This is a genomic window from Streptomyces aureocirculatus, assembly GCF_000720475.1.
Classification (GTDB): Bacteria; Actinomycetota; Actinomycetes; order Streptomycetales; family Streptomycetaceae; genus Streptomyces; species Streptomyces aureocirculatus.
Genome location: NZ_JOAP01000065.1, coordinates 1 through 20,521, shown reverse-complemented (window position 1 = coordinate 20,521; position 20,521 = coordinate 1). Strand labels below are relative to the sequence as shown.

The 20,521-nt window shown below is 71.9% G+C and carries 19 protein-coding genes and 1 pseudogene; 8 read left to right on the top strand and 12 right to left on the bottom strand.

The features are described from left to right. Positions 1-3: 3 nt before the first annotated feature. From mltG to IG78_RS44550, 4 genes are all read left to right on the top strand, one after another. Entirely contained in the window at positions 4-846 is an 843-nt protein-coding gene (gene mltG, locus IG78_RS0137135; protein ID WP_030572756.1) for an endolytic transglycosylase MltG, read from the top strand. Positions 847-1,027: 181 nt separating this feature from the next. Beyond that, positions 1,028-2,491, top strand: a complete 1,464-nt coding sequence (locus IG78_RS51895) for a S8 family peptidase (protein WP_225882263.1) — start codon at positions 1,028-1,030, stop codon at positions 2,489-2,491. Between the two features lie 342 nt (positions 2,492-2,833). Next, the gene (locus IG78_RS0137125; protein WP_051853340.1) at positions 2,834-3,748 is read left to right on the top strand and encodes a sigma factor-like helix-turn-helix DNA-binding protein; all 915 of its coding nucleotides are present in this window, start codon (positions 2,834-2,836) and stop codon (positions 3,746-3,748) included. Beyond that, positions 3,732-4,754, top strand: coding sequence for a hypothetical protein (locus tag IG78_RS44550; RefSeq protein WP_051853338.1), 1,023 nt, complete (start codon positions 3,732-3,734; stop codon positions 4,752-4,754). The genes IG78_RS0137125 and IG78_RS44550 overlap by 17 nt, the downstream gene beginning before the upstream one ends. Before the next feature lie 312 nt (positions 4,755-5,066). Here IG78_RS44550 and IG78_RS0137115 read toward each other — a convergent pair whose 3' ends face one another. The 6 genes from IG78_RS0137115 to IG78_RS52870 all read right to left on the bottom strand — a co-directional run bounded on the left by IG78_RS0137115 (position 5,067) and on the right by IG78_RS52870 (position 10,739). Further along, positions 5,067-6,164 (bottom strand): NAD(P)-binding domain-containing protein, encoded by a 1,098-nt coding sequence (locus tag IG78_RS0137115; protein WP_051853336.1) that lies wholly within the window; start codon positions 6,162-6,164, stop codon positions 5,067-5,069. Positions 6,165-6,300: 136 nt separating this feature from the next. Further along, positions 6,301-7,509 carry an LLM class flavin-dependent oxidoreductase gene (locus IG78_RS0137110; RefSeq protein ID WP_030572745.1) on the bottom strand — a complete coding sequence of 403 codons (1,209 nt, stop codon included), beginning with the start codon at positions 7,507-7,509 and terminating at the stop codon, positions 6,301-6,303. A gap of 2 nt (positions 7,510-7,511) precedes the next feature. Beyond that, positions 7,512-8,564 (bottom strand): ABC transporter substrate-binding protein, encoded by a 1,053-nt coding sequence (locus tag IG78_RS0137105; protein WP_030572742.1) that lies wholly within the window; start codon positions 8,562-8,564, stop codon positions 7,512-7,514. Between the two features lie 159 nt (positions 8,565-8,723). Continuing rightward, entirely contained in the window at positions 8,724-9,524 is an 801-nt protein-coding gene (locus IG78_RS0137100; protein WP_030572739.1) for an ABC transporter ATP-binding protein, read from the bottom strand. Beyond that, positions 9,497-10,372: an ABC transporter permease gene (locus IG78_RS0137095; RefSeq protein ID WP_030572737.1), complete on the bottom strand. Its 876-nt coding sequence runs from the start codon at positions 10,370-10,372 to the stop codon at positions 9,497-9,499. The genes IG78_RS0137100 and IG78_RS0137095 overlap by 28 nt, the downstream gene beginning before the upstream one ends. A 283-nt stretch (positions 10,373-10,655) precedes the next feature. Beyond that, positions 10,656-10,739, bottom strand: a complete 84-nt coding sequence (locus IG78_RS52870) for a putative leader peptide (RefSeq protein ID WP_350892797.1) — start codon at positions 10,737-10,739, stop codon at positions 10,656-10,658. 133 nt (positions 10,740-10,872) lie between these two features. On the opposite strand from IG78_RS52870, the gene IG78_RS0137090 reads away from it, so the two are divergent. After that, positions 10,873-11,304, top strand: a complete 432-nt coding sequence (locus IG78_RS0137090) for a YjbQ family protein (protein WP_030572734.1) — start codon at positions 10,873-10,875, stop codon at positions 11,302-11,304. Here IG78_RS0137090 and IG78_RS0137085 read toward each other — a convergent pair. Then, a complete protein-coding gene (locus tag IG78_RS0137085; RefSeq protein WP_037686619.1) occupies positions 11,288-13,171 on the bottom strand; it encodes an FAD/NAD(P)-binding protein in 1,884 nt (627 codons plus the stop codon). The genes IG78_RS0137090 and IG78_RS0137085 overlap by 17 nt on opposite strands. Positions 13,172-13,375: 204 nt before the next feature. Here IG78_RS0137085 and IG78_RS0137080 point away from each other — a divergent pair, with 204 nt between their 5' ends. Next, positions 13,376-13,987 (top strand): LmbU family transcriptional regulator, encoded by a 612-nt coding sequence (locus tag IG78_RS0137080; protein ID WP_051853334.1) that lies wholly within the window; start codon positions 13,376-13,378, stop codon positions 13,985-13,987. Positions 13,988-14,022: 35 nt separating this feature from the next. Continuing rightward, positions 14,023-15,249 (top strand): class I SAM-dependent methyltransferase, encoded by a 1,227-nt coding sequence (locus IG78_RS0137075; RefSeq protein WP_030572727.1) that lies wholly within the window; start codon positions 14,023-14,025, stop codon positions 15,247-15,249. A 117-nt stretch (positions 15,250-15,366) separates the two neighbouring features. On the opposite strand, the gene IG78_RS0137070 is transcribed toward IG78_RS0137075, so the two are convergent. The 5 genes from IG78_RS0137070 to rfbA all read right to left on the bottom strand — a co-directional run bounded on the left by IG78_RS0137070 (position 15,367) and on the right by rfbA (position 19,734). Then, a complete protein-coding gene (locus tag IG78_RS0137070) occupies positions 15,367-16,638 on the bottom strand; it encodes a beta-ketoacyl-[acyl-carrier-protein] synthase family protein (protein ID WP_051853332.1) in 1,272 nt (423 codons plus the stop codon). After that, positions 16,635-17,501: a glycosyltransferase family protein gene (locus tag IG78_RS0137065; protein ID WP_051853330.1), complete on the bottom strand. Its 867-nt coding sequence runs from the start codon at positions 17,499-17,501 to the stop codon at positions 16,635-16,637. The genes IG78_RS0137070 and IG78_RS0137065 overlap by 4 nt, the downstream gene beginning before the upstream one ends. After that, positions 17,498-17,749 (bottom strand): hypothetical protein, encoded by a 252-nt coding sequence (locus tag IG78_RS0137060; protein WP_030572718.1) that lies wholly within the window; start codon positions 17,747-17,749, stop codon positions 17,498-17,500. Before IG78_RS0137060 ends, IG78_RS0137065 begins: the two co-directional genes overlap by 4 nt. Before the next feature lie 77 nt (positions 17,750-17,826). Continuing rightward, entirely contained in the window at positions 17,827-18,840 is a 1,014-nt protein-coding gene (gene rfbB / locus IG78_RS0137055) for a dTDP-glucose 4,6-dehydratase (RefSeq protein ID WP_030572715.1), read from the bottom strand. A gap of 21 nt (positions 18,841-18,861) precedes the next feature. Continuing rightward, positions 18,862-19,734 (bottom strand): glucose-1-phosphate thymidylyltransferase RfbA, encoded by an 873-nt coding sequence (rfbA, locus tag IG78_RS0137050; RefSeq protein WP_030572712.1) that lies wholly within the window; start codon positions 19,732-19,734, stop codon positions 18,862-18,864. An 18-nt stretch (positions 19,735-19,752) separates the two neighbouring features. Between rfbA and IG78_RS52865 the strand changes: the two are divergent. Continuing rightward, a pseudogene (locus tag IG78_RS52865) lies at positions 19,753-20,521 on the top strand (glycosyltransferase family protein); the annotation flags it as partial.

Below are 20,521 nucleotides of genomic sequence, written 5' to 3'. Positions count from 1 at the left end.
CGCATGCACACCACGACCCCGCCACGGGGAAAGAAACGGGGCACGATCCGGCTGACGCGCCGGGGCTGGATCGCCGTGCTCGCCATCGGCACCGCGGCGGCGGCCACCGCCGTGACGGTGCCGCTGCTGCTGCCCGACGACGAGACCCGGCCCAAGACGCTGACCGTTCCGGAGGGCTGGCGCTCCGCCCAGGTGTACGCGGCCGTCGACAAGGCCCTGAAGGTGCGGCCCGGGACCACGAAGCAGACCGTCTCCAAGACCGACCTCAAGCTCCCGGGCGACGCGGGCGGCAACCCCGAGGGTTATCTCTTCCCCGCGACGTATCCCATCGGCTCGCAGTCGACGCCCGCCTCCGTCCTGTCGTACATGGTCAACACGGCGAACAAGAAGTTCAGCGGGGGCCACGTGACGGCTGGGGCCGACCGGAACGCCGTGAATGTCTACCAGACGGTCACCATCGCCAGCATGGTCGAGGCCGAGGCGGACAGCGAGAAGGACATGGGCAAGGTCGCCCGCGTCATCTACAACCGCCTGGACCGGGGCATGCCGCTGCAGATGGACTCCACCATCAACTACGCCCTCAACCGCTCCACCTTGAAGACCACCGACCGCGACACGAAGATCAGCAGCCCCTACAACACCTATGCCCGTATGGGCCTGCCACCGACGCCCATCGGCAATCCCGGCGAGGCGGCCATGCGTGCCGCGACCAGCCCTACGCCGGGGGACTGGCTGTACTTCGTGACGGTGAAGCGGGGGGACACACGGTTCACCGCGCAGTACGAGGAACAGCAGCGGAACGTGGCGGAGTTCAACCGCAACGCGCAGCGGGCCGCCGCCCACTGAGCGACGGGCCTCGTGCCGCCACGGCCCGCGCGAGACCTTGTGCCGCCATGGCCCGCGCGAGACCCTGGCGTGCGCTCCGCCGAACCCCACGCTGCCGCACCACCGGCAACGGACTTACCACGCACCGCCGCACATGATCCCGACCCGCTCACGGTCCATGGAAGGTTCAGGTGCACCGCAGATGAGGCAGACGAGAAGGTCCTTGTGCCGTCGGCCGGCAGGCGTGGCGCTGTCCGCCGCGCTGCTCGCCGCGGGTCTCCAGCTCGGCGCCGCTCCCGGTGCCCGCGCCGGGACGGCGGTGCCGGACAACTGGATCGTCGTCCTGAAAGAGCCCGCGGGCGCCTCCGGGGCCGATGTGCCGGCCGTGGCGCGCGAACTCGTCGGGCGGGCGGAAGGGGCGCGGCTCGGGCATGTGTACCGGGCCGCGCTGCACGGGTTCTCCGCGCGGATGACCCGCGCGCAGGCGGTCCGCACGGCCGCCGACCCCCGCGTGGCCCTCGTACGCGAGGACGCCCGCGTGACTCTCGCGGGCCAGGACACCCGCGTGGCCCTCGCAGGCCAGGACGCGCGCGTACGCCCGGACGCGCCACGGCAGCGACCGGCGACGGTGGACCAGGCCCGGGTCCAGGGCCGGGCCCGGGACCGGGTCCAGGACCAGGCTCGGGACCGGGTCCAGGACCAGGCTCGGGACCGGGTCCAGGACCAGGCTCGGGGCCGGGTCCAGGACCAGGCTCGGGACCGAGTCCAGGACCGGGCCCGGATATCCTCCGCGCGCGCCCGCCTCCCGCACGTCGACGAGACGCAGCCGAACGCCCCCTGGGGGCTCGATCGCATCGACCAGCGGCGGTTGCCGCTCTCCACGACGTACACGTACCGGACCACCGCGCCGGACGTCGGCGTGTACGTCATCGACACCGGACTGCGCACCTCGCACCAGGAGTTCGGCGGCCGGGCCTCGGTCGGTGTCGACACCGTCGGCGACGGGCAGGGCGGCAACGACTGCAACGGCCACGGCACCCACGTCGGCGGCGTCGCCGCGGGTGCCACCTACGGGGTGGCGAAACAGGCCAGGCTTGTGGCGGTGCGCGTCCTGGGCTGCCAGGGGTCGGGCACCGTCTCGGGGGTCGTGGCGGGCGTCGACTGGGTGACGGCCAACGCCACGAAACCCGCCGTGGCCAACATGAGCCTGGGCGGCGGGGCCAGCGACATCATCGACCGTGCCGTACGCGGGTCCATCGCATCGGGTGTCACGTACACCGTCTCGGCGGGCGGTTCCGGGCAGTCCGGCGGCGCCTGCTCCAGTTCCCCGGCACGCGTGCCCGAAGCGGTGACCGTCGGCGGAAGCGACCGTTCCGACCGGGTGACGCCCTCCTCCAACCACGGCGAGTGCGTGTCGCTGTTCGCGCCGGGCGACCGCGTTCCCTCGGCCTGGAAGGACGGCGACACCGCCTCGGCCACGCTCAGCGGTACGTCGATGGCGACCGCGCACGCCGCGGGCGCGGCGGCGCTGCACCTGGGCCTGCGGCCCGCGGACACGCCGGCGCAGGTGAAGCGGGGCCTGGTCGACAACGCCACCACGGGCGTGCTCCAGGGCGGTCGGCCGGTCGTCCCCGACAGGCTGCTCTATACCCTGTACCTGCCCTAGCGACTCTTCGCCCTGGCGGCAGCCCTCCGGCAGGGCGAACTTCCCGGGGCCCTCATGGGGGCCGTAAGCGGTCTTGGCATGCCTCATTTTGAGTCAGCATGCGGTGCGGATTGTTCCCCGATCGCCAGTTTCAGTCGCCCGGGGCGCCCGCAGGTTCCATGCTTGGCTGCCGGTTCCGAAACCAGGGCGTCCACGGGCGCCCGGAGGGACCGGCTCCGGACGTAGACGGCCGCGGACGCACATGAGGAGCCTGATGTACAGGCGAGACAGGAAACACCCACGGGGCGGACGTGGCGGCGAGGAGGCCCCGCCACAGGCCGGGCGAGGTGAGGGAGGCGCCGGGTGACCGGCAAGGCCATGTCGACGCCGTTCTCCGAGGGCCCCCCGCGCAACAAGCGGGGCCGCAAGCTCGGGCCGGTCACGGACGGAACCGGTCCCGCCCACCGCGCCTGGCTCGAACCGCTGCGCGCGTCCTATCTGGCCAGTGGTCTGACGATCGGCCATCTGGAGCGTGAGACCGGCTGGTCCCGGTCGAAGATATCCGAGCTCCTGCGTGCCGCGGGGCGCTACCCGCGCTGGGAGTTCACGCGCAGCCTGCTCACCGCGCTGCACTGGCCGGCCCCGTCGATGGCGTACATGCGCGCCCTGTGGGCCCTTGCCGCACGCGAGGCCAACAAGCGAACCATCTGGATCAATAGCTGCCTGCGGGGGGACGGCCTGTCCGCCGACGATCGCCTTCCACTGCACTTCGCCGCCTTCCAGGACCTGTACCGCGACGCCTACACCGGCTACGCGCACACCTTCCTGCGGCGCCGCCCCGACGCACGCCGCGCGGTGAACGACGTCTTCATCCTGCTGCTGTTCCTCTGGGACGAGGCCCTGGCAGGTGACAACCCCGAGCGGTTCGCCTGGCAGATCCTGCGCCAGACCGTCATGGAGCGCACGCCCCACCCCGACGGCAGCCCCGCACTGCTCGAGGCCGCCTTCGACACGGTCGCCCTGCGCACGGCAGCCGACCCCGTCGCGCAGATCGAGGAGTCCATGCGCCTCTTCGACGCGCTGCGCCGACTGCCCGCCGGGCAGCTCGACGTCATGGTGCTGCTGCATCTGCGCGCCATGGACGAGAGCGCCGTCGCCGGGGTGCTCGGCGTGCCGCTCGCGACGGTGCGCTCCACGGCCAGGCACGCCCGGCGTCACCTCGACGGCTGCCTGCGCACCGCCTTCCAGGAGGGACACCCCGGTGACCGCACCGATTGACGAGCTGCTCGCCCGCGCCCGGCTCCAGGACGGGACCGACACCCCGAGCGACCCCGTCAGGATGCCCCGGCCCGGCACCACCACGGCCCCGGGACGGCGTCCCTCGACCGCCGCGGGCCAGGCCCACGGCCACCTTGCCGCCGCCGTCCCCGCGGCTTCCGCGGGGGCCACGGCACCCTTGGGGCCTCCGGGTCCTCCGGGCGGCACGGCCGCGGCGGCGGGCGTCGGCAGGGCGGACGGCGTGCACCAGGGTGCGGCACGCGACCTGCGGAGCCTGTGCGAGGCGGTCGTGACCGCCCGGGCCCTGGCCTCGCTGCGTGACTTCCTCACCCGGGTGCTGCCCGAGCCGCCCGGGGCCCGGGTCCTCGGCTGCATCCTGCAGTTGAACGGCGCGGAGGACTCGGCCCGCTTCTGGTGGCAGTACGCCGCGGGCGCCGGTGACGTCGCCGCTTCGTACTGCCTCCATCTGCACCACCTCTCCCTCGGCGAGCGGGGCGAGGCGGTGTGGTGGCAGCGGCAGACACCCGGCGACCCGGGGCCGCCGGGCGCCGCCGAGCCAGGGCTGCCGGGTGCCGCCGCCGAGCCAAGGCTGCCGGGCGCGGCCACCGGCCCCAGCGCAGCCGTGGCCGTCGCCCCGGACGTCGCCGCCGAGCCGGGCGGGCGGCCCGAGCCGGGCTTCCCGCCCGGCCATCCGCCCGTGCGCACCGACCGGAGCGTGCCCACCATGCTGCGGCTGCTCAGCGGGCTCAAAACCGCGGAACGGCCGGTCGGCCCGCATGCCCGGGCGGGCGTCGTCCGCGTAGTCATGGACTACGTCGCGTCCGCCGTCGACTATGTGGACCCGGACCTCGAACTCCCGCTGCCCTGCGCCGATTTCACCGACCACATCCGCGTCCTCACCATCCCGGCAGCCCGGGCGCCCCGCTCGACGACGCCCCGACACCCTCTCGCCGTCCGGGACGCGGCCCGCTCCGAGGGACGGGCACCGCACACCGAGGCGGGGTGAGGCCCCGCGGTGCGCGGTGTCCGGTGTCCCGCGGCGCACGGTGTCCGGCGCTTCGCGGCGACCGTCGTCTCGCGGTGCACGGTGTCCGGCGCTTCGTGGTGCACGGTGTCTGGCGTCTCGCCGTGCACGGTGTCCGGCGCTTCGCGGTGTCCGGTGTCTCGCGGCGCACGGCGTCCGGCACTTCGCGGCGACCGTCGTCTCGCGGCGCGCGGCGACCGTCGTCTCGTGGCGCACGGCGTCCGGCGTCCGGCGTCTCGCAGCACACATCGAGCACCGCCCCGTATCCCGCCGACCGGCTCCGGCGCCCCGTGTTCACACGCCGACCGGCACCCGGTCGAGCAGCCGCGCGATGTCCCGTACCGCCGCCCGCCCCGCCCGGTTGGCGCCGATGGTGCTCGCCGACGGGCCGTACCCCACCAGGTGCACGCGGGGGTCGGCCGCCGCCCGGGTGCCGTCCATGCGGATGCCGCCGCCGGGCTCCCGCAGCCGCAGCGGGGCCAGGTGCTCGACCGCCGCGCGGAAGCCGGTGGCCCACAGGATGACGTCCGCCTCGACGTGGCGTCCGTCGGCCCAGGTCACGCCGTCGGGCGTGATCCGGTCGAACATCGGGAGGCGGTCGAGGACGCCGTCCGCGCGCGCCTCGCGCACCGCGTCGGTGACCGCGAGGCCGGTCACCGACACCACACTCATCGGCGGCAGCCCCCGCCGCACCCGCTCCTCGACCATCGCGACGGCGGCCCGGCCGCGGTCCTCGTCGAAAGGGCCCTCGGCGAAGACGGGCGGGCGCCGCGTCACCCACCAGGTCTCGGCGGCGTACGGCGCGATCTCCATCAGGTGCTGGGTACCGGACGCGCCGCCGCCCACGACGATCACGCGCTGCCCGCGGAACGCCTCGGGCCCGGGGTAGATCGCGGTGTGCAGTTGCCGACCGCGGAAGGTCTCCTGCCCGGGGTAGCGCGGCCAGAAGGGCCGGTCCCAGGTGCCGGTCGCGTTGATCAGGGCCCGCGTCGACCAGGTGCCCGCGTCCGTCTCCACGAGGAGCCGCCCGCCCTCGCCCTCGGTGACCCGGTGCACGTCGACGGGCCGCCGCACGCGCAGGTCGAAGCGCCGCTCGTAGGCGTCGAAGTAGGCGCCTATGACCTGTGAGGAGGGACGCTCCGGGTCCGCGCCCGTCAGCTCCATGCCCGGCAGCGCGTGCATGCCGTGCACCTTGCCGTACGTCAGGGACGGCCACCGGAACTGCCACGCGCCGCCCGGCCGCGGCGCGTGGTCGAGGACGACGAAGTCCCGCTCCGGCTCGAACCCCCTGCGCCGCAGGTGGTAGGCGCTGGACAGACCCGCCTGCCCGGCGCCGACCACCACCACGTCCACCTCGGTGGCACCTGAGTCTCGTACCTCGATGTCGTTCACGCTTCTACTAACTACGGCAGGGGGCGGGATCTTCCCCCCTCCGGGCGGGGTCTTCCCCCCCGCCGGGCCGGATGTTCCCGCCCCGCCGGGTCCTCGCGCCCCCTCCCGGCCCCCGCCGCAGTCGTACGCCGAGGCCTCAGCGCCCCCCGGCCACCAGCAGCGGCGCACCCCCCGGAGCCGATGCCGGGCGGCCGTTCGCCGCCGGGACACCGGTGAGCGGTGCGGCCGGGACGCGCGGCAGGAGCCCGCGTGCCGCGAGGTCGGGGATCACGCCCTCACCGAACCAGTACGCCTCCTCCAGATGCGGATAGCCGGAGAGCACGAAGTGGTCGACGCCGAGCGCGTGGTACTCCTCGATCCGGTCGGCGACCTCGGCGTGGCTGCCCACCAGGGCGGTGCCCGCGCCACCGCGGACCAGGCCGACGCCCGCCCACAGGTTCGGCGCGATCACCAGGTTGTCGCGGGAACCGCCGTGCAGCGCCAGCATGCGCTGCTGGCCCACGGACTCGCTGCGGCCGAGCGCCTCCTGCGCGGCGGCGACGGTGGCCGGGTCGAGATCCGCGAGCAGCCGGTCCGCGGTCGCCCAGGCCTCGGCGGCGGAGTCGCGGGAGATGGTGTGCAGCCGGATCCCGAAGCGCACCGTGCGGCCCTCGGCGTCGGCGAGGCCCCGGATCCAGTCGATCTTCTGCCGCACCTGCTCCGGCGGCTCGCCCCAGGTGAGATAGACGTCGCTGTGCCGCGCGGCGACCGGGCCCGCGGCGGGCGACGAGCCGCCGAAGAAGATCTCCGGGAGCGGGTCGGGGGGCAGCGCGGTCAGGCCCCCGTCGATCCGGTAGTGCTCGCCATCGAAGTCGTACGGGCGCCCGCTCCACGCCCCGCGCACCACCGACAGGAACTCGTCGGTGCGGGCATAGCGGCGGTCGTGGTCCAAGTGGTCGCCGAAGCGCCGCTGTTCGGTGGAGTCGCCGCCGGTGACGACGTTGAGCAGCAGGCGGCCGCGGGTGATGCGCTGGTAGGTCGCCGCCATCTGGGCCGCGAGCACCGGCGAGAGCACCCCGGGCCGGAACGCCACCAGGAACTTCAGCCGCTCGGTGTGCTGCGCGAGCGCCACGGTGGTCAGCCAGGCGTCCTCGCACCAGGTGCCGGTCGGGGTGAGCACCGCCTCGAAGCCCAACTGCTCGGCGGCCTTGGCGATCTGGGCCAGATACTCGATGTCGGGGGCGCGCACCCCGCTGACCGGTGTGACACGGGAGCGCTTGATGCCGCCGTCGGTGTAGGCGTGCCGGTCCACGAGGGTGCGGCCGTCGCCGCCCGTCGGCAGGAACCAGTGGAGGTGGACGGTCATGCTCAGGACTCCTTGTAGGTGCGGGGCGCGGTGGTGGAGGGCGGCAGCGAGCCGTTGAACCGGGTGTCGGTGAACTCGGCGAAGTCGACGCGGCGCGGAATGAGCTTCAGGTCCGCGAAGGTGTCGACGATGCGCTGCTCGGAGGCGACGGCGGCGCGGTCCACGGCGACGGGGACCCGGGTGCCGTTGGTGCGTTTGACCGCGTCCAGCGCCACCTCGTACGGCAGCCCCGTGTCCTTCGCCCAGACCTTCGCCCATGCCTCGGGATGCTTGAAGACCCAGTCCTGGGCCTTGCGGAGGCGTCGCAGATAGTCGTCGATCGCCGCGGACTTCTTCTTGTCCTTGAGCGCGCCGGGCGCGGCGACCTGGAAGCTGAGCCCGTTGACGACGCCCTCGCCGTCGGTGAGCACCCGCGCCTTGCCGCCGCGCAGCACCTGTGAGGTGTACGGGTCCCACACCGCCCAGGCGTCCACCTTGCCGGCGCTGAAGGCCGCGAGCGCGTCCGCGGGCTGCAGATACTTGACGTGCACGTCCTTGACTGTCAGCCCCACCTTCTTGAGGGACGCGATGAGCTGGTAGTGCGCGGACGAGCCCTGCGCCACCGCGACGGACCTGCCCTTGAGGTCGGCCGTCCCGCGCAGTTCGGAGTCCTTGGGCACGGCGATCACCTCGCCGTGCGCGGTGCCGTGGCTCGCGGCCACCACGGAGATCTTCGAACCCGCGCCCGCGGCGAACACGGGTGGCGTGTTGCCGACCGAGCCGATGTCGACGGCCTTGGCGTTCACGGCCTCCAGGAGTGGCGGTCCGGACGTGAACGTGGACCACTTGATCTTGTACGTGAGGTCGTCGAGCTCTCCGGCGGCTCGCAGGACGGCCTCCGAACCGCCCTTCTGGTCACCGACGCTGAGCGTGAGCGACCCCTTCCCGTCGGTGGTGCCACCGCCGGGACCGCCGCTGGAGGAGTTGGCGGAGGAGGTTCCCGCGCAGGCGGCGAGCGGCAGGGCGAGGGGGAGGAGCAGCAGGGGGACGAGGCGTCGGCGTGAGCGGTGTGGCATGGGCAGGGGTCCGTTCTCGGGGTGTCGGGTGCGACGTCTTGGGGTTTCTGGTGCGGCAGACGGCAGACGGCAGACGGCAGGCGGCAGGCGGCAGGCGGCGGGCGGCGGGCGGCGGGCGGCAGATGGCAAGCCGTCGGCAGGGGGCGGTGGGCGGCGGCGTCAGGCCGCGTCGGCCTTGGCGCCGGGCGATGCGGCCGGGGCCTCGACCCCGAGGCGTTCGAGCAGGCCGGTGCGGAGCGCGGCGAACCGCGGGTCGGCGATGTCACGCGACCGCGGCAGCTCGATCCGCTGCTCGTGGGCGATGACCCCCTCGTCCATGACGAGGACGCGGTCGGCGAGCAGTACCGCCTCCTCCACGTCGTGCGTGACAAGGAGCACGGCGCAGCCGCGGCGCTGCCACAACTCGTCGACGAGTCGCTGTGCCTTGACCCGGGTCAGCGCGTCGAGGGCGCCGAACGGCTCGTCGAGGAGCAGCAGATCCGGTTCGCGCACCAGCGCACGGGCCAGTGAGGCGCGCTGGGCCTCACCTCCGGAGAGGGTCTTCGGCCAGGCCTGCGCACGATGGCCGAGTCCCACTTCCGCCAAGGCCCCTTCCGCGCGGGCCCGCTCCGGCTTGCCGGGCAGCCCGAGGAGCACATTGCGCCACACCCGCTTCCAGGGCATGAGGCGGGGCGCCTGGAACGCCACGGCCTTGCGGCGCGGTACGAGGACGGTGCCCTCGATGTCGCGGTCGAGCCCGGCGAGGACGCGCAGCAGGGTGGACTTCCCGCAGCCGCTGCGGCCGAGCAGGGCGACGAACTCCCCGGCGCGGACGTCGAGGTGCAGCCGGTCGATGACCGGACGGCCGTCGAAGGCGCGGGTGAGGCCGTCGACGCGAACGGCGGTGGCGGGCTCGTGGGGGCGTACGGTGCCGTCGGGCACGGCGGGGGTGGTCACCGGCCGGTGAACGTCGGTCGCCATTGCAGGAGCAGCCTTTCGAGAGTGCGGACCACGAAGTCGGCGAGCAGGCCGAGGAAGGCGTAGACGATCAGGCAGACGACGATGACGTCGGTCCGCAGGAAGTCCCGCGCCTGGACCATCAGAAAGCCGATGCCCGAGTCGGCGTTGATCTGTTCGGCGAAGACGAGGGCGAGCCAGGCGATGCCCAGGGAGTACCGCAGTCCGGTCATGGCGCCGGGGAGCGCGCCGGGCAGGATCACATGCCGTACGAGGCCCCACCGGGAGAGCCCCAGGGACTCCCCGGCCTCGATCAACTGGGAGTCGACGCCGCGGATACCGGCGTACACGTTCAGATAGAGCGGGAACGACACGCCGAGCGTGATGACGGCGATCTTGGGTGTCTCACCGATGCCGAACCAGAGGATGAACAGCGGGATGAGCCCCACGAACGGCACCGTCCGCAGCATCTGCACGCTGGCGTCGACCAGGTCCTCACCGACGCGGAAGAGACCGGAGACGAGCGCGAGCCCGGTGCCGGCGAGGGCGCCGAGCAGCAGCCCGACGGCGACGCGCTGCAACGACACTCCCATGGCGGAGGTCAGCGAGCCGTCCTCGACCAGATCTCCGGCGACGCGGGCGATGGTCCCGGGCGGCGCGAGCACGTCGGGGGCGAGGACCCCGGTGGCGCTGAGGAGTTGCCACAGTCCGAGCAGCAGTACGGGTCCTGTGGTGCGGCGCAGCCAGCGCGGGACACGGGTCCGGCGGGACGAGGAGGGGACCAGGGCGACGAGGCCGGGGGCGAGTGGAGTCGTCTTTTCCAGTGATATGTCGGGTGTGGTGGGCGGTGGTGGGGCATGGCTGATGCTCATGACGCTCCAGGGCAGGGCAGGGCAGGGAAGAGCACGGCGGAGTGGTGCGGTACGGGGAAGAGCGGGCTCAGCGCTGCTCGACGTACTCAGTGCGAGGCACACGCGTCGGCGCGAGGGCAACGCGTCGGCGCCGGCGGGTGCTTCGGCACGAGCCGCGCGGCGCTACGGCGGTGTGCACGAGCGGAACGACCGCCGGAAGAAGCCGCGGAAGCGCGACGGAGACCCCGAGCGAGGCAGGGGAGAAGCCGCATGAAGCGGAGAAGAAGAGAGAGGGGAAGGCGCGTCAGCAGCCGCGGCGACACGCGGAGGAGGCCACCCGCAGCAGGTCGATGTGACCGCGCGAAGTGAGCAGAGCTGAACGCAACATGCGCCGAAACGTAGCGATCTCATCCGCGCACGGTCAATGGCGTCTCGGAAAGTGGGCATCTCGTATCACAGAATGGGACTGCACCCCGTTGTGCGCGGTCGCCGGACGGCGGGACTGGTGCAGGATGGGAGCCATGAACGACACGCCAGGCGCCTTCACCACCCGGATCCTGAACGTCGCGAGCGGTTCCGCGGAGACGGTCGTGGATCTCACCCACGAGTGCGAGAGCTTCCTGCGCGAGGCGGCTCGCGGACGCGACGGACTGCTCAATGTGTTCGTCCCGCACGCCACGGCCGGCGTCGCCGTCCTGGAGACCGGCGCGGGCAGCGACTCCGACCTCCTCGCCGCGCTGCACACCCTGCTGCCCGCCGACGACCGCTGGCAGCACCGCCACGGCAGCCCCGGCCACGGCCGCGACCACGTCCTGCCCGCCCTGATCGCCCCGCACGCGACGCTGCCGGTGATCGGCGGAGCCCTGGAGCTCGGCACGTGGCAGTCGGTGTGCCTGGTCGACACGAACAAGGACAACCCGGACCGTCAGGTGCGCCTCAGCTTCCTCGGCTGACCTGCCCCGGCACTCCGGCCGCCGCACGCCGCAGGACCGCGCGGGCGATCTCGTCGTTGCGGCGGAAGAAGCCCGCGTCGGTGCCCGCGTGCGGGAACTGCTCGGGGCCCGCGAGGTACCAGGTGCGCTGCGTGCGTCCTGCCGCGTCGAGCGGGTGCCCGCCACGGACGCGCACGGCCCCGGTGGCGCGGGGGCGGCCAAAGGCGTCGGGTGCCGTCTCCGCGCTGATGTGGCCCGCCGCGAGGAGACGGCGCAACAGGGGGTCGGCGGTGCGGGCCAGATCGGGGTCGGGCAGCCGGGCGTCGAGCAGGACGCGGGCCGTGTACGAGGCCCGCACATGCGGGCTCGACGCTCTGAAGACGGTGTGGTCGCCGAGGCCACTGGGCGCGCCGTGCTCCGCGTGGCCGCAGCCGCCGGAGTGGGCGGCCTCCGTGGTCACGGTCGTGTCGGGCCCGGTGAAGGTGACCACGCCCGCCTCGCTGAGCGCGATCAACTGCTCCATCCGCAGCGGTGGCGGGCCGCTGCTCAGGAAGGCGCCGACGGAGAACCGGCGCAGTGCCGCGGCGGCGGCCGCGGGCGGGAGTTCGCCCCCGTTGTACAGCTCGCCGAGGACGCCGCCGACCGAGCCGAGCGCGCGGACCACCGCCACGTGTGCGCTGTGCCGCGGCTCCCGTCGCCGTCGGACGCTGTCGCGCAGGTGCGCGCGGACCCGTTGCTGCAGCGCGAGCGGGCCGACGCGGCGGAGTCCGGCGAGCGGGTCGGTGAGGCGGCCGGGGTCGAAGTGGTCGTCGGGGTCGGGCACGGCGGCGCGCACCAGCTTGGCGGCGCGGTCGTCGTGCCACGCGAAGTGCTCGTACTGCGCCGCGAACGCCGCCCAGTCCATGCGGGTGCGGCCGGGGTGGGCAGTGAACAGCTCGTGGTAGTACGCCCGGCACAGTTCCTGCACGGCGAGGGCCCACACATCGCGGTCGAAGTCGAACCCGGGCTCGCGCAGCAGTGCGCGACAGGTCTCGGCGGTGAGATGGCGCGGCGGCGGAGCGGGCGAGGTGAGGTCGTGGGCGGGTTTGGGGTACGGAGGGACGCCGCGGCGCGAGCCCGCGTACAGCAGGGGTTCCCGGCCCGAGGGGCGGTAGCGGAGGCGGCCGTCGGCGCGGGAGCGCGTGAACCGGCCCCCGCGGCCCTCGGTGAGCAGGAGCAGACAGTCGACGAAGACCAGGCCGAGTCCGCGGACGACGACCGGGGCGCCGTCGGGTATCCGGTCGAGCTCGTCCTCGTCGGCCCGAGCGGGGCCGATGCGCACGAGGCCGCGGGGACGGTCGGCCTCGACGTCCGTGTGGCCCTGGGCGAGGACGAGTTGGGGCGCGGGCACCGGGAGCCCGCCGTCGTCCAGGACGACCGCCTGGTGTTCCGTGCCGGGGTCGCGGACGTCCACGGCGGTGGCGCGGTGCACGTACAGCCGCAGGTTCGCGGGCATCCCGGCGCGTACGCCATGGAAGAACTCCTGCAAATACCGGCCCTGCGCGGGACGTGACGCGTACCGGTCGTCGTGCAGTGGACCGCGCCCGCCCTCCTGGAGCCAGCGTCCCGTGGTCGGTCCCGGACGGGCGGGTCCGTCGCAGCGTACGGAGCTGCCGGGGAACATCGTCACCTGGTCGGCGGCCGAGTTCATCCACAGCAGCTCACTCTGTGTCGTCCGCCAGGTACGGCCGGAACCCGGGGGAAAAGGGTCCACGAGATGGATCGCGAATTCCCGGTCGCCAAGAATCTCCGGCGCATTGGCCGCGATGCGTTCCAGGACCGACGTGCCGCGCGGGCCCGCGCCGATGATGCACACGGCTTCGGGCGGATCGCTGCGACCCTCCTTCATGACCTCTCCCACGGGAGTGACGGTGTAACGGCACGACGACGCGGGACCGGGAACATGCCCTTCCTCTTGTGCCCCTCGTGACCGCTCATTACTGTTTCTTTACTGACCGCTCTTTTCGCTGCACGATGAGCCGTCACCGGGGGAGACAGCATGATGCCGAATCTACGACATCCCACTTTGAACACCCATGGCGCACAGGAGAAATTGACCGTCGACGACCGGGCGTGCACCCGGCGGTCCTCGCTTTCCTTGCCCGAGTATCTGTCATTGGAACACTGGAAAACCATCGGTGAGCAGATCTTCGCCATCAACGACTCGTCCGCGTGGTGGTTGGGTGACTGGCTGGTGTTCGGTCAGCAGACCTATCCGAATCGATATCGCGACGCGATCGAGCAGACCTCGCTCGACTATCAGACATTGCGCAACTACGCCTGGATCGCCCGTAAGTTCCCGCCGTCCCGCCGGCGGGACGGCCTGAGTCTGCAGCATCACGCCGAGGTCGCCGCGCTGCCGGCCGAGGAGCAGGACCGCTGGCTGGAGCAGGCGGATTCGCTCAACTGGTCCCGCAATGAGCTGCGACGCCGCCTGCGCGTCGCACGCGGCGGCCGTGCGGGTGCGGTGCCCACGGAGGATGTGCAGGTGACCGCGTCCGCAGAACAGTGCGACCGCTGGGAAAAGGCCGCCCAGCACATGGCGAGCGACCTCAACGACTGGATGATCAGGAAAGTCGACGAGGCCGCGGCCACCGCGCTCGGCCCTGACGTCGACGACACGGACCGTTCCCCTCTTCCCGATCCGTCCGTAGCCTCTGAGTAATTCGGTTCGCCCGGGCCTTTCACGGAGGAGAGAATATGCCGGAGTCTGCCGTGTGCCGCATCTGTGGCGGTGAGGTCGTCGCGTTCATGGACTTCGGCGAACAGCCGGTGTCGGACTGTTTCCTGCCGCCCGGATCCACGGCACCGGAACACTTCTACCAACTGGTCGTCGGCGCCTGTTCCGCATGCGCAATGGTCCAGCTCCTGCACGAAGTGCCGCGTGAACGCATGTTCCACGAGGACTATCCCTACCATTCCTCGGGCTCCGCGCACATGCGGGAACACTTCCGGCGCGTCGCCGAACACTTCCTCGCGGCCGAACTCACCGGAGACGACGCGTTCATCGTCGAACTCGGCTGCAACGACGGCGTCATGCTGAAGACGGTCGCGGAAGCCGGCGTGCGGCACCTGGGCGTGGAACCGTCGGGATCGGTCGCCGACATCACCGCGGCGCGTGGAATCCGGGTGCGCAAGGACTTCTTCGAGGAGGCCACCGCGCGGGAGATTCTCGCCGAGGACGGCAAGGCCGCGGTGATCTACGCCGCGAACACCCTGTGCCACATCCCGTACATGGGCTCCGTGCTCGACGGCGTACGGGAACTCCTCACGCCGCACGGGGTGTTCGTCTTCGAGGACCCCTACTTCGCCGACATCGTGCGGCAGACGTCGTTCGACCAGATGTATGACGAGCACTTCTACTACTTCACCGCGCGGTCGGTGGCGGCGATGGCCCGCGGGCACGGCCTCGAACTCGTCGACGTGGAACGCCTGCCCGTGCACGGCGGCGAAGTGCGCTACACCCTCGCCCGTGAGGGCGCCCGCGCACACACCGGGGCCGTGGACGACCTGCTGGCCGCCGAGGACGCCGCGGAGCTGACCGCACGCTCCACCCTGGAGGCGTTCGCCGACCGCGTCCGCACGGTACGCGCCGACCTGACGGCGCTGCTGCGCGACCTGCGCGCCCGGGGCGAGGACGTCGTCGGCTACGGAGCAACGGCCAAGAGCGCCACCGTGCTCAACTACTGCGGCATCGGCCCCGACCTGATCGAGTACGTCACCGACAGCACCCCCGCCAAGCAGGGCCGGCTCACCCCCGGCTCCCACATCCCGGTCGTGCCGCCCCAGCGTTTCGCCGACGCCTTTCCGCGCTACGCGGTGCTGTTCGCGTGGAACCACGCGGAGGAGATCATGGCGAAGGAGGAGGCGTTCCGCGAGGCGGGCGGACGCTGGATCCGGTACGTGCCCGGGGTACGGGTGGACTGAACGCCCGGCGGGGCGTGGCGGGGACGGCGCTCGTCGGCCCCACCAGCGCCGCGGCCTGCGCTCGGCCCCGCCAACGCCGCAGGACGAGCTCGGCCCCGCCAACGCCCCAGGACGAGCTCAGCCCCGCCAACGCCGCAGTACAAGGACCGCGTTGTGGCCGCCGAAGCCGAACGAGTGGCTGACGCCGAGCTCCACGACGTGTTCCTGGGCGGTGTGCGCGACGAAGTTCATCGCCGGGTCCTCGGGGTCGTCACAGTTGAGGGTGGGCGGCACGGCTCCCGTCCGCAGGACCTCCGTGACGACCGCGGCCTCCACCGCGCCGCCCGCCGCGAGCATGTGCCCGGTCATGCTCTTCGTCGAGCTCACCGGGACGCGCGGGGCGTGGTCGGCGTACACCTGGCGGATCGCGGCGAGCTCCGTGTCGTCGTTGAGGCGGGTGCCGGTGCCGTGGGCGTTGATGTAGCCGACGTCCGCCGGGGTGGCGCGGGCCGCGGCGAGCGCGTCCCGCATCGCGCGTACGGCCTGGGCCGCGTCGGGCGCGGGCGCCGTGAGGTGGTGGGCGTCCGTGGTGGAAGCGTAGCCCGCCACCTCGGCGAGGACGGTGGCCCCGCGGCGGCGGGCGTGGGCGGCGCTCTCCAGGACCAGGACACCGGCGCCCGCGCCCATGACGAAGCCGTCCCTGCCCTTGTCGAAGGGGCGGCTCGCGGCCGCCGGGTCGCCGGAACTGCGGGAGAGCACCCTGGCGCGGGCCGCGGCCGCGAGTTCGAGCCGGTCGAAGGCGTCCATGCCGCCGGCCACCGCCACGTCGGCGCGGCCCTCGCGTATCCAGGCCGCCGCCTCCCCGACGCACACCGTGCCGGTGGCGCAGGCGGCGACCAGCTCGGCGGACGGGCCGCGGCAGCCGAGCTCCAGGCAGACCTCCGCCGCCGAGCTGATGCCCATCGTGGGGAACACCTGCGGACTGACCGCGGCATAGCCCTCGTCGCGCATGGCCATGGCGTTGCGGGACGCGACTCGCGTGGAGCCGATGATGGAGCCGACGGCGACACCGACGCGCGGCGCCGACGCGTCGTCGACCTCGATGTCCGCCTCCCGCAGCGCCATCCGGGCCGCGGCGACGACGGCCTGGATGGTCCAGTCGGTACGCCGGACGACGTGCCGGGGGAGGTACGCCTCCGGGTCGAAGCCGGGGACCTCGCCGCCGATGCGGACCGGCAGGTCCTGGACGTCGAAGCCGGTGATGTCGCCGATGCCGCTCTTGCCCGCGAGCAGGCCCGCCCAGGTGTCGGGCCAGTTCGGCGCGAGCGGTGAGACCACGCCGCGGCCGGTGACGACCACGCGGCGGTCCTGGGCGTTCGTGCCCTCCAGGGGGCGAGGTGCCGTGGTCATGAGGCCTGCCTTCGGTCGTTCTTCGCCAAGTGGGCCAGACGGAGGAGGTCGAGCATGTCGGCGCGCAGGCGCCGGGCTCCCTCGGTGAAGGAGGAATCCGTGAGCATCCGCTCGACCTCGTGCGCGACCCGTTCACCGGTCGCCTCCGCCGCCACCGCCGCCACGACCTCCACATCCAGCCCCGCAAGGGCCTTGAGGATCTCCACCACCGACACCGCGTACCCGGCAAGACGCTCCACCGCACTGAGTCCCAGCGTGAACCCCACCCGAGGCCGCACCGGCTCCTCCCACAACCACCGCGGCACCACCGAAACACCGTTGTAGATCCCATAGCGGACCGGCGCGTAGTCGATCGACGTGTCCAGTCGGAAGGGCGCGGGCAACAGGTCCGCGGTGAACTGGCCCGTCGTCAGCTCCTCGCTGAACTCCACCCCGTACCGCGCCGCGCACGCCCCCAGCCACTCACCCAGCGGGTCCGCGCTCTCGCCCGCCTGTGCCGCGAGCCGCACGAACTGCTCCCGCACCCGCCCGAAGAAGTCCACCCCCCACGTCAACCGACCGTGCGCCGCCCCACACGCGCTCGCCGCCACCGCACCCGCGAACGTCCCCGGCTCCCACACCACCAGATCAGGACGCCACCACCGGCACAGACCCACCAGATCATCCAGGCTGAGCAGGCGCCCCATGGCATGGTCGCGGCCGACGGGCACGGCGGTGAGCCCGGCCCGGGTGATCTCCGGGACGAGCTCCGGTTGACTCGCCACCCGCACCTCATGACCGGCCGCCGCGAAGGCCCGTGCCAGCGGGACCTGGATGAAGAGGTGGGTCTTTTCCGCGTAGAGGACGAACAGCACCCGGCTCACGCAGCATCGTTCTCCCGGCCGCTGGTGGCGACGAACGCGGCGAAGGCGTCGAAGTCGCCCCCGGCGAAGTCGTGCAGCTCCTCCAGGATCACGACGTCGAACTTGTCCTCCAGATACAGCACGAGCTGCACCATCGTGAAGGAGTCGATGTCGTACATCTCGGCGCCCTCCGTGGCGCCTTCCTCGCGCGCGTAGTACTGATCCATGAAGTTCTGGATCTCCTGCCTGACGGCTGCTGCCCGGTCCATCTCCGTAGGCCCTTTCAGTGTTGTGGCTGGTGTCGTGTTCGGTGTCTCGTCCGGTGTCGTGCGGTGCCTGGCCGGTGTCAGTGGGATTGCGCCGCCAGGGCGGACGCGACCGGCTTTCCGCGGTTTTTCAGCGGCTGCCACCAGTCGCGGTGGTCCGCGTACCAGCGCACGGTGTCGAGCAGCCCGTCGCGGAACGCGACGCGCGGGCGGTGGCCGAGCTCTTCGCGGATCTTCTGGCAGTCGATCGAGTAGCGCCGGTCGTGGCCCTTGCGGTCCTCGGTGAAACGCACCCGGGACCAGTCGGCGTCCAGGAACTCAAGAAGCAGGCCGGTGAGTTCAACGTTGGACATCTCCGTGCCGCCGCCGACGTTGTACGACTCGCCGGGTCGGCCCGCGCCCGCGATCAGGGCGATGCCACGGCAGTGGTCGTCGACGTGGATCCACTCGCGCACCTGTGAGCCGTCGCCGTACAGCGGCACGGTCAGACCGTCCAGGAGATTGGTGACGAAGAGCGGGATCAGCTTCTCGGGGAACTGGCGGGGGCCGTAGGTGTTGGAGGCGCGGGCGGTGCAGACCGGCAGGCCGTACGTCCGGTGGAAGGACCGGGCGATCAGTTCCGCCGACGCCTTCGACGCCGAATAGGGGGAGTTGGGGCGCAGCGGGAAGTCCTCGGTCCAGGAGGCCGTGTCGGTCTCGCCGTACACCTCGTCCGTGGAGACCAGCACGAAGCGGCCGACATCGGCACGGAGCGCGGCCCGCAGCAGCTCGTAGCTGCCGACGACGTTGCTGGCGATGAACGCGTCACCGTCGAGGAGCGACCGGTCCACATGGGACTCCGCGGCGAAGTGCACCACGGTCGCCGCGCCCGTCACCGCCTGTTCCACGGCGTCACGGTCACAGATGTCGGCCCGCACGAAACGCAGCCGCGGGTCGTCGAGGACACCGGCGAGACTGCTCAGGTTCCCCGCGTACGTCAGCTTGTCCAAGACCGTGATCTCGGCGTCCTCGAAGCCCGCGTACGCGCCCGCGAGCATGCGCCGCACGAAGTTCGACCCGATGAACCCGGCGCCGCCGGTCACCAGTACCCGCATGTGCACCATCCCCCTCACCGGTCACGCCATGGATGACGCGACATCGCAGACGTACCGTCCGTAACCCGAATTGCCCATGGCCAGGCCCAGTTCGTGGCACTGCGCGGCGCTGATGAACCCCATGCGCAGCGCGATCTCCTCGACACAGGCCACCCGCACGCCCTGGCGGTCCATCAGGACCTGGACGTACTGGCTGGCGTCGAGCAAGGACCGGAACGTGCCGGCGTCGAGCCAGGTGAAGCCCCGCCCCAACGGCACGAGCCGGGCGCTGTGGGCCTCCAGATAGAGCTTGTTGACATCGGTGATCTCCAGTTCGCCGCGGCGCGACGGACGCAGCCCGCGGGCAAGATCCACCACGTCGCTGTCATAGAAATAGAGCCCCGTGATGGCATTGTTGGACGCCGGGCGGGACGGTTTCTCCTCGATTCCGATCAGGTTTCCCTGCGCATCAATCTCGGCGACCGCATAACGCTCGGGATCCGCCACCGGATATCCGAAGAGGGTACAACCGTCCGTCTTCTCCCGGGCCTCGCGCAAAAGATCCTGAAAACCTGCCCCATGGAACAGGTTGTCGCCGAGTATAAGCGCGGAACGCTCGTTCCCGACATGCCCCGCACCAATGATGTAGGCATCCGCGATACCGCGCGGCTCGGGCTGCTCCGCATAGCTGAGATTCATTCCGAGCCGCGCTCCGTCCCCCAGCAGCCCGCGCATGGCGGGCATGGACTCGGGCGCGGCGATGATCAGTACGTCCCGGATTCCGGCCAGCATCAGAACGGAAAGGGGGTAGAAGATCATTGGCTTGTCGTAGATCGGCAGCAGTTGTTTCGAGGTGCCGGCCGTAATCGGCAGCAGGCGACTGCCCGTGCCTCCCGCGAGCACTATCCCTTTCACCTTTCCTCCCGTTGGGTCATGATGTGCATCGGATTATGGCGGCCGCCCGGCAGACCGCGGCGCACCCTGCGCGCTATTCGAAAGGACGGGCACATGCGGATTCTTTTCACTGCCTATGCCGTGCGCACGCATTTCTTCAGCATGGTGTCGCTCGCACACGCCCTGGACACGGCCGGTCATGAGGTGCGGGTGGCGAGTCAGCCGGAGCTCGTCCCGGAGATCACCCGGGCCGGGCTCACCGCCGTGCCCGTCGGCCGCGACCACCAGCTCTGGCGGGTCCTCAGGGCCCGGCACGGCGACGCCCGCTGGTCGGCGCTGCCGCCGTTCGATGTGGCGGATGTGCCGGGTGAGTCGTTGTCGTTGGCGTATCTGCGGTCGGGTTACGCGGATGTCGTGCCGTGGTGGTTTCGGCTTGTGAACGATCCGATGGTGGATGATCTGGTGGGTCTGTGCCGGTGGTGGCGTCCTGATCTGGTGGTGTGGGAGCCGGGGACGTTCGCGGGTGCGGGAGTTCAGCGAGGAGCTGACGACGGGCCAGTTCACGGTCGACCAACTGCCCGAGGCGTTCGGGTTGCGAACCGGCCTCACCCGCCTGCCGATGCGGTTCGGTGTGTACAACGGTGTTTCGGTGGTGCCGCGGTGGTTGTGGGAGGAGCCGGTGCGGCCTCGGGTGGGGTTCACGCTGGGGCTCAGTGCGGTGGAGCGTCTTGCCGGGTACGCGGTGTCGGTGGTGGAGATCCTCAAGGCCCTTGCGGGGCTGGATGTGGAGGTCGTGGCGGCGGTGGCG

What these genes read in the sequence shown, in the direction of transcription:
- IG78_RS0137070 (WP_051853332.1), bottom strand. Translation starts at nt 16,638, where the DNA reads ATGACCACGGCACCTCGCCCCCTGGAGGGCACGAACGCCCAGGACCGC.
- IG78_RS0137100 (WP_030572739.1), bottom strand. Translation starts at nt 9,524, where the DNA reads ATGGCGACCGACGTTCACCGGCCGGTGACCACCCCCGCCGTGCCCGAC.
- mltG (WP_030572756.1), top strand. Translation starts at nt 4, where the DNA reads ATGCACACCACGACCCCGCCACGGGGAAAGAAACGGGGCACGATCCGG.
- IG78_RS51895 (WP_225882263.1), top strand. Translation starts at nt 1,028, where the DNA reads ATGAGGCAGACGAGAAGGTCCTTGTGCCGTCGGCCGGCAGGCGTGGCG.
- IG78_RS0137090 (WP_030572734.1), top strand. Translation starts at nt 10,873, where the DNA reads ATGAACGACACGCCAGGCGCCTTCACCACCCGGATCCTGAACGTCGCG.
- IG78_RS0137110 (WP_030572745.1), bottom strand. Translation starts at nt 7,509, where the DNA reads ATGACCGTCCACCTCCACTGGTTCCTGCCGACGGGCGGCGACGGCCGC.
- IG78_RS0137085 (WP_037686619.1), bottom strand. Translation starts at nt 13,171, where the DNA reads ATGAAGGAGGGTCGCAGCGATCCGCCCGAAGCCGTGTGCATCATCGGC.
- IG78_RS0137105 (WP_030572742.1), bottom strand. Translation starts at nt 8,564, where the DNA reads ATGCCACACCGCTCACGCCGACGCCTCGTCCCCCTGCTGCTCCTCCCC.
- IG78_RS0137095 (WP_030572737.1), bottom strand. Translation starts at nt 10,372, where the DNA reads ATGAGCATCAGCCATGCCCCACCACCGCCCACCACACCCGACATATCA.
- rfbB (WP_030572715.1), bottom strand. Translation starts at nt 18,840, where the DNA reads ATGCGGGTACTGGTGACCGGCGGCGCCGGGTTCATCGGGTCGAACTTC.
- IG78_RS0137075 (WP_030572727.1), top strand. Translation starts at nt 14,023, where the DNA reads ATGCCGGAGTCTGCCGTGTGCCGCATCTGTGGCGGTGAGGTCGTCGCG.
- IG78_RS0137060 (WP_030572718.1), bottom strand. Translation starts at nt 17,749, where the DNA reads ATGGACCGGGCAGCAGCCGTCAGGCAGGAGATCCAGAACTTCATGGAT.
- IG78_RS52870 (WP_350892797.1), bottom strand. Translation starts at nt 10,739, where the DNA reads ATGTTGCGTTCAGCTCTGCTCACTTCGCGCGGTCACATCGACCTGCTG.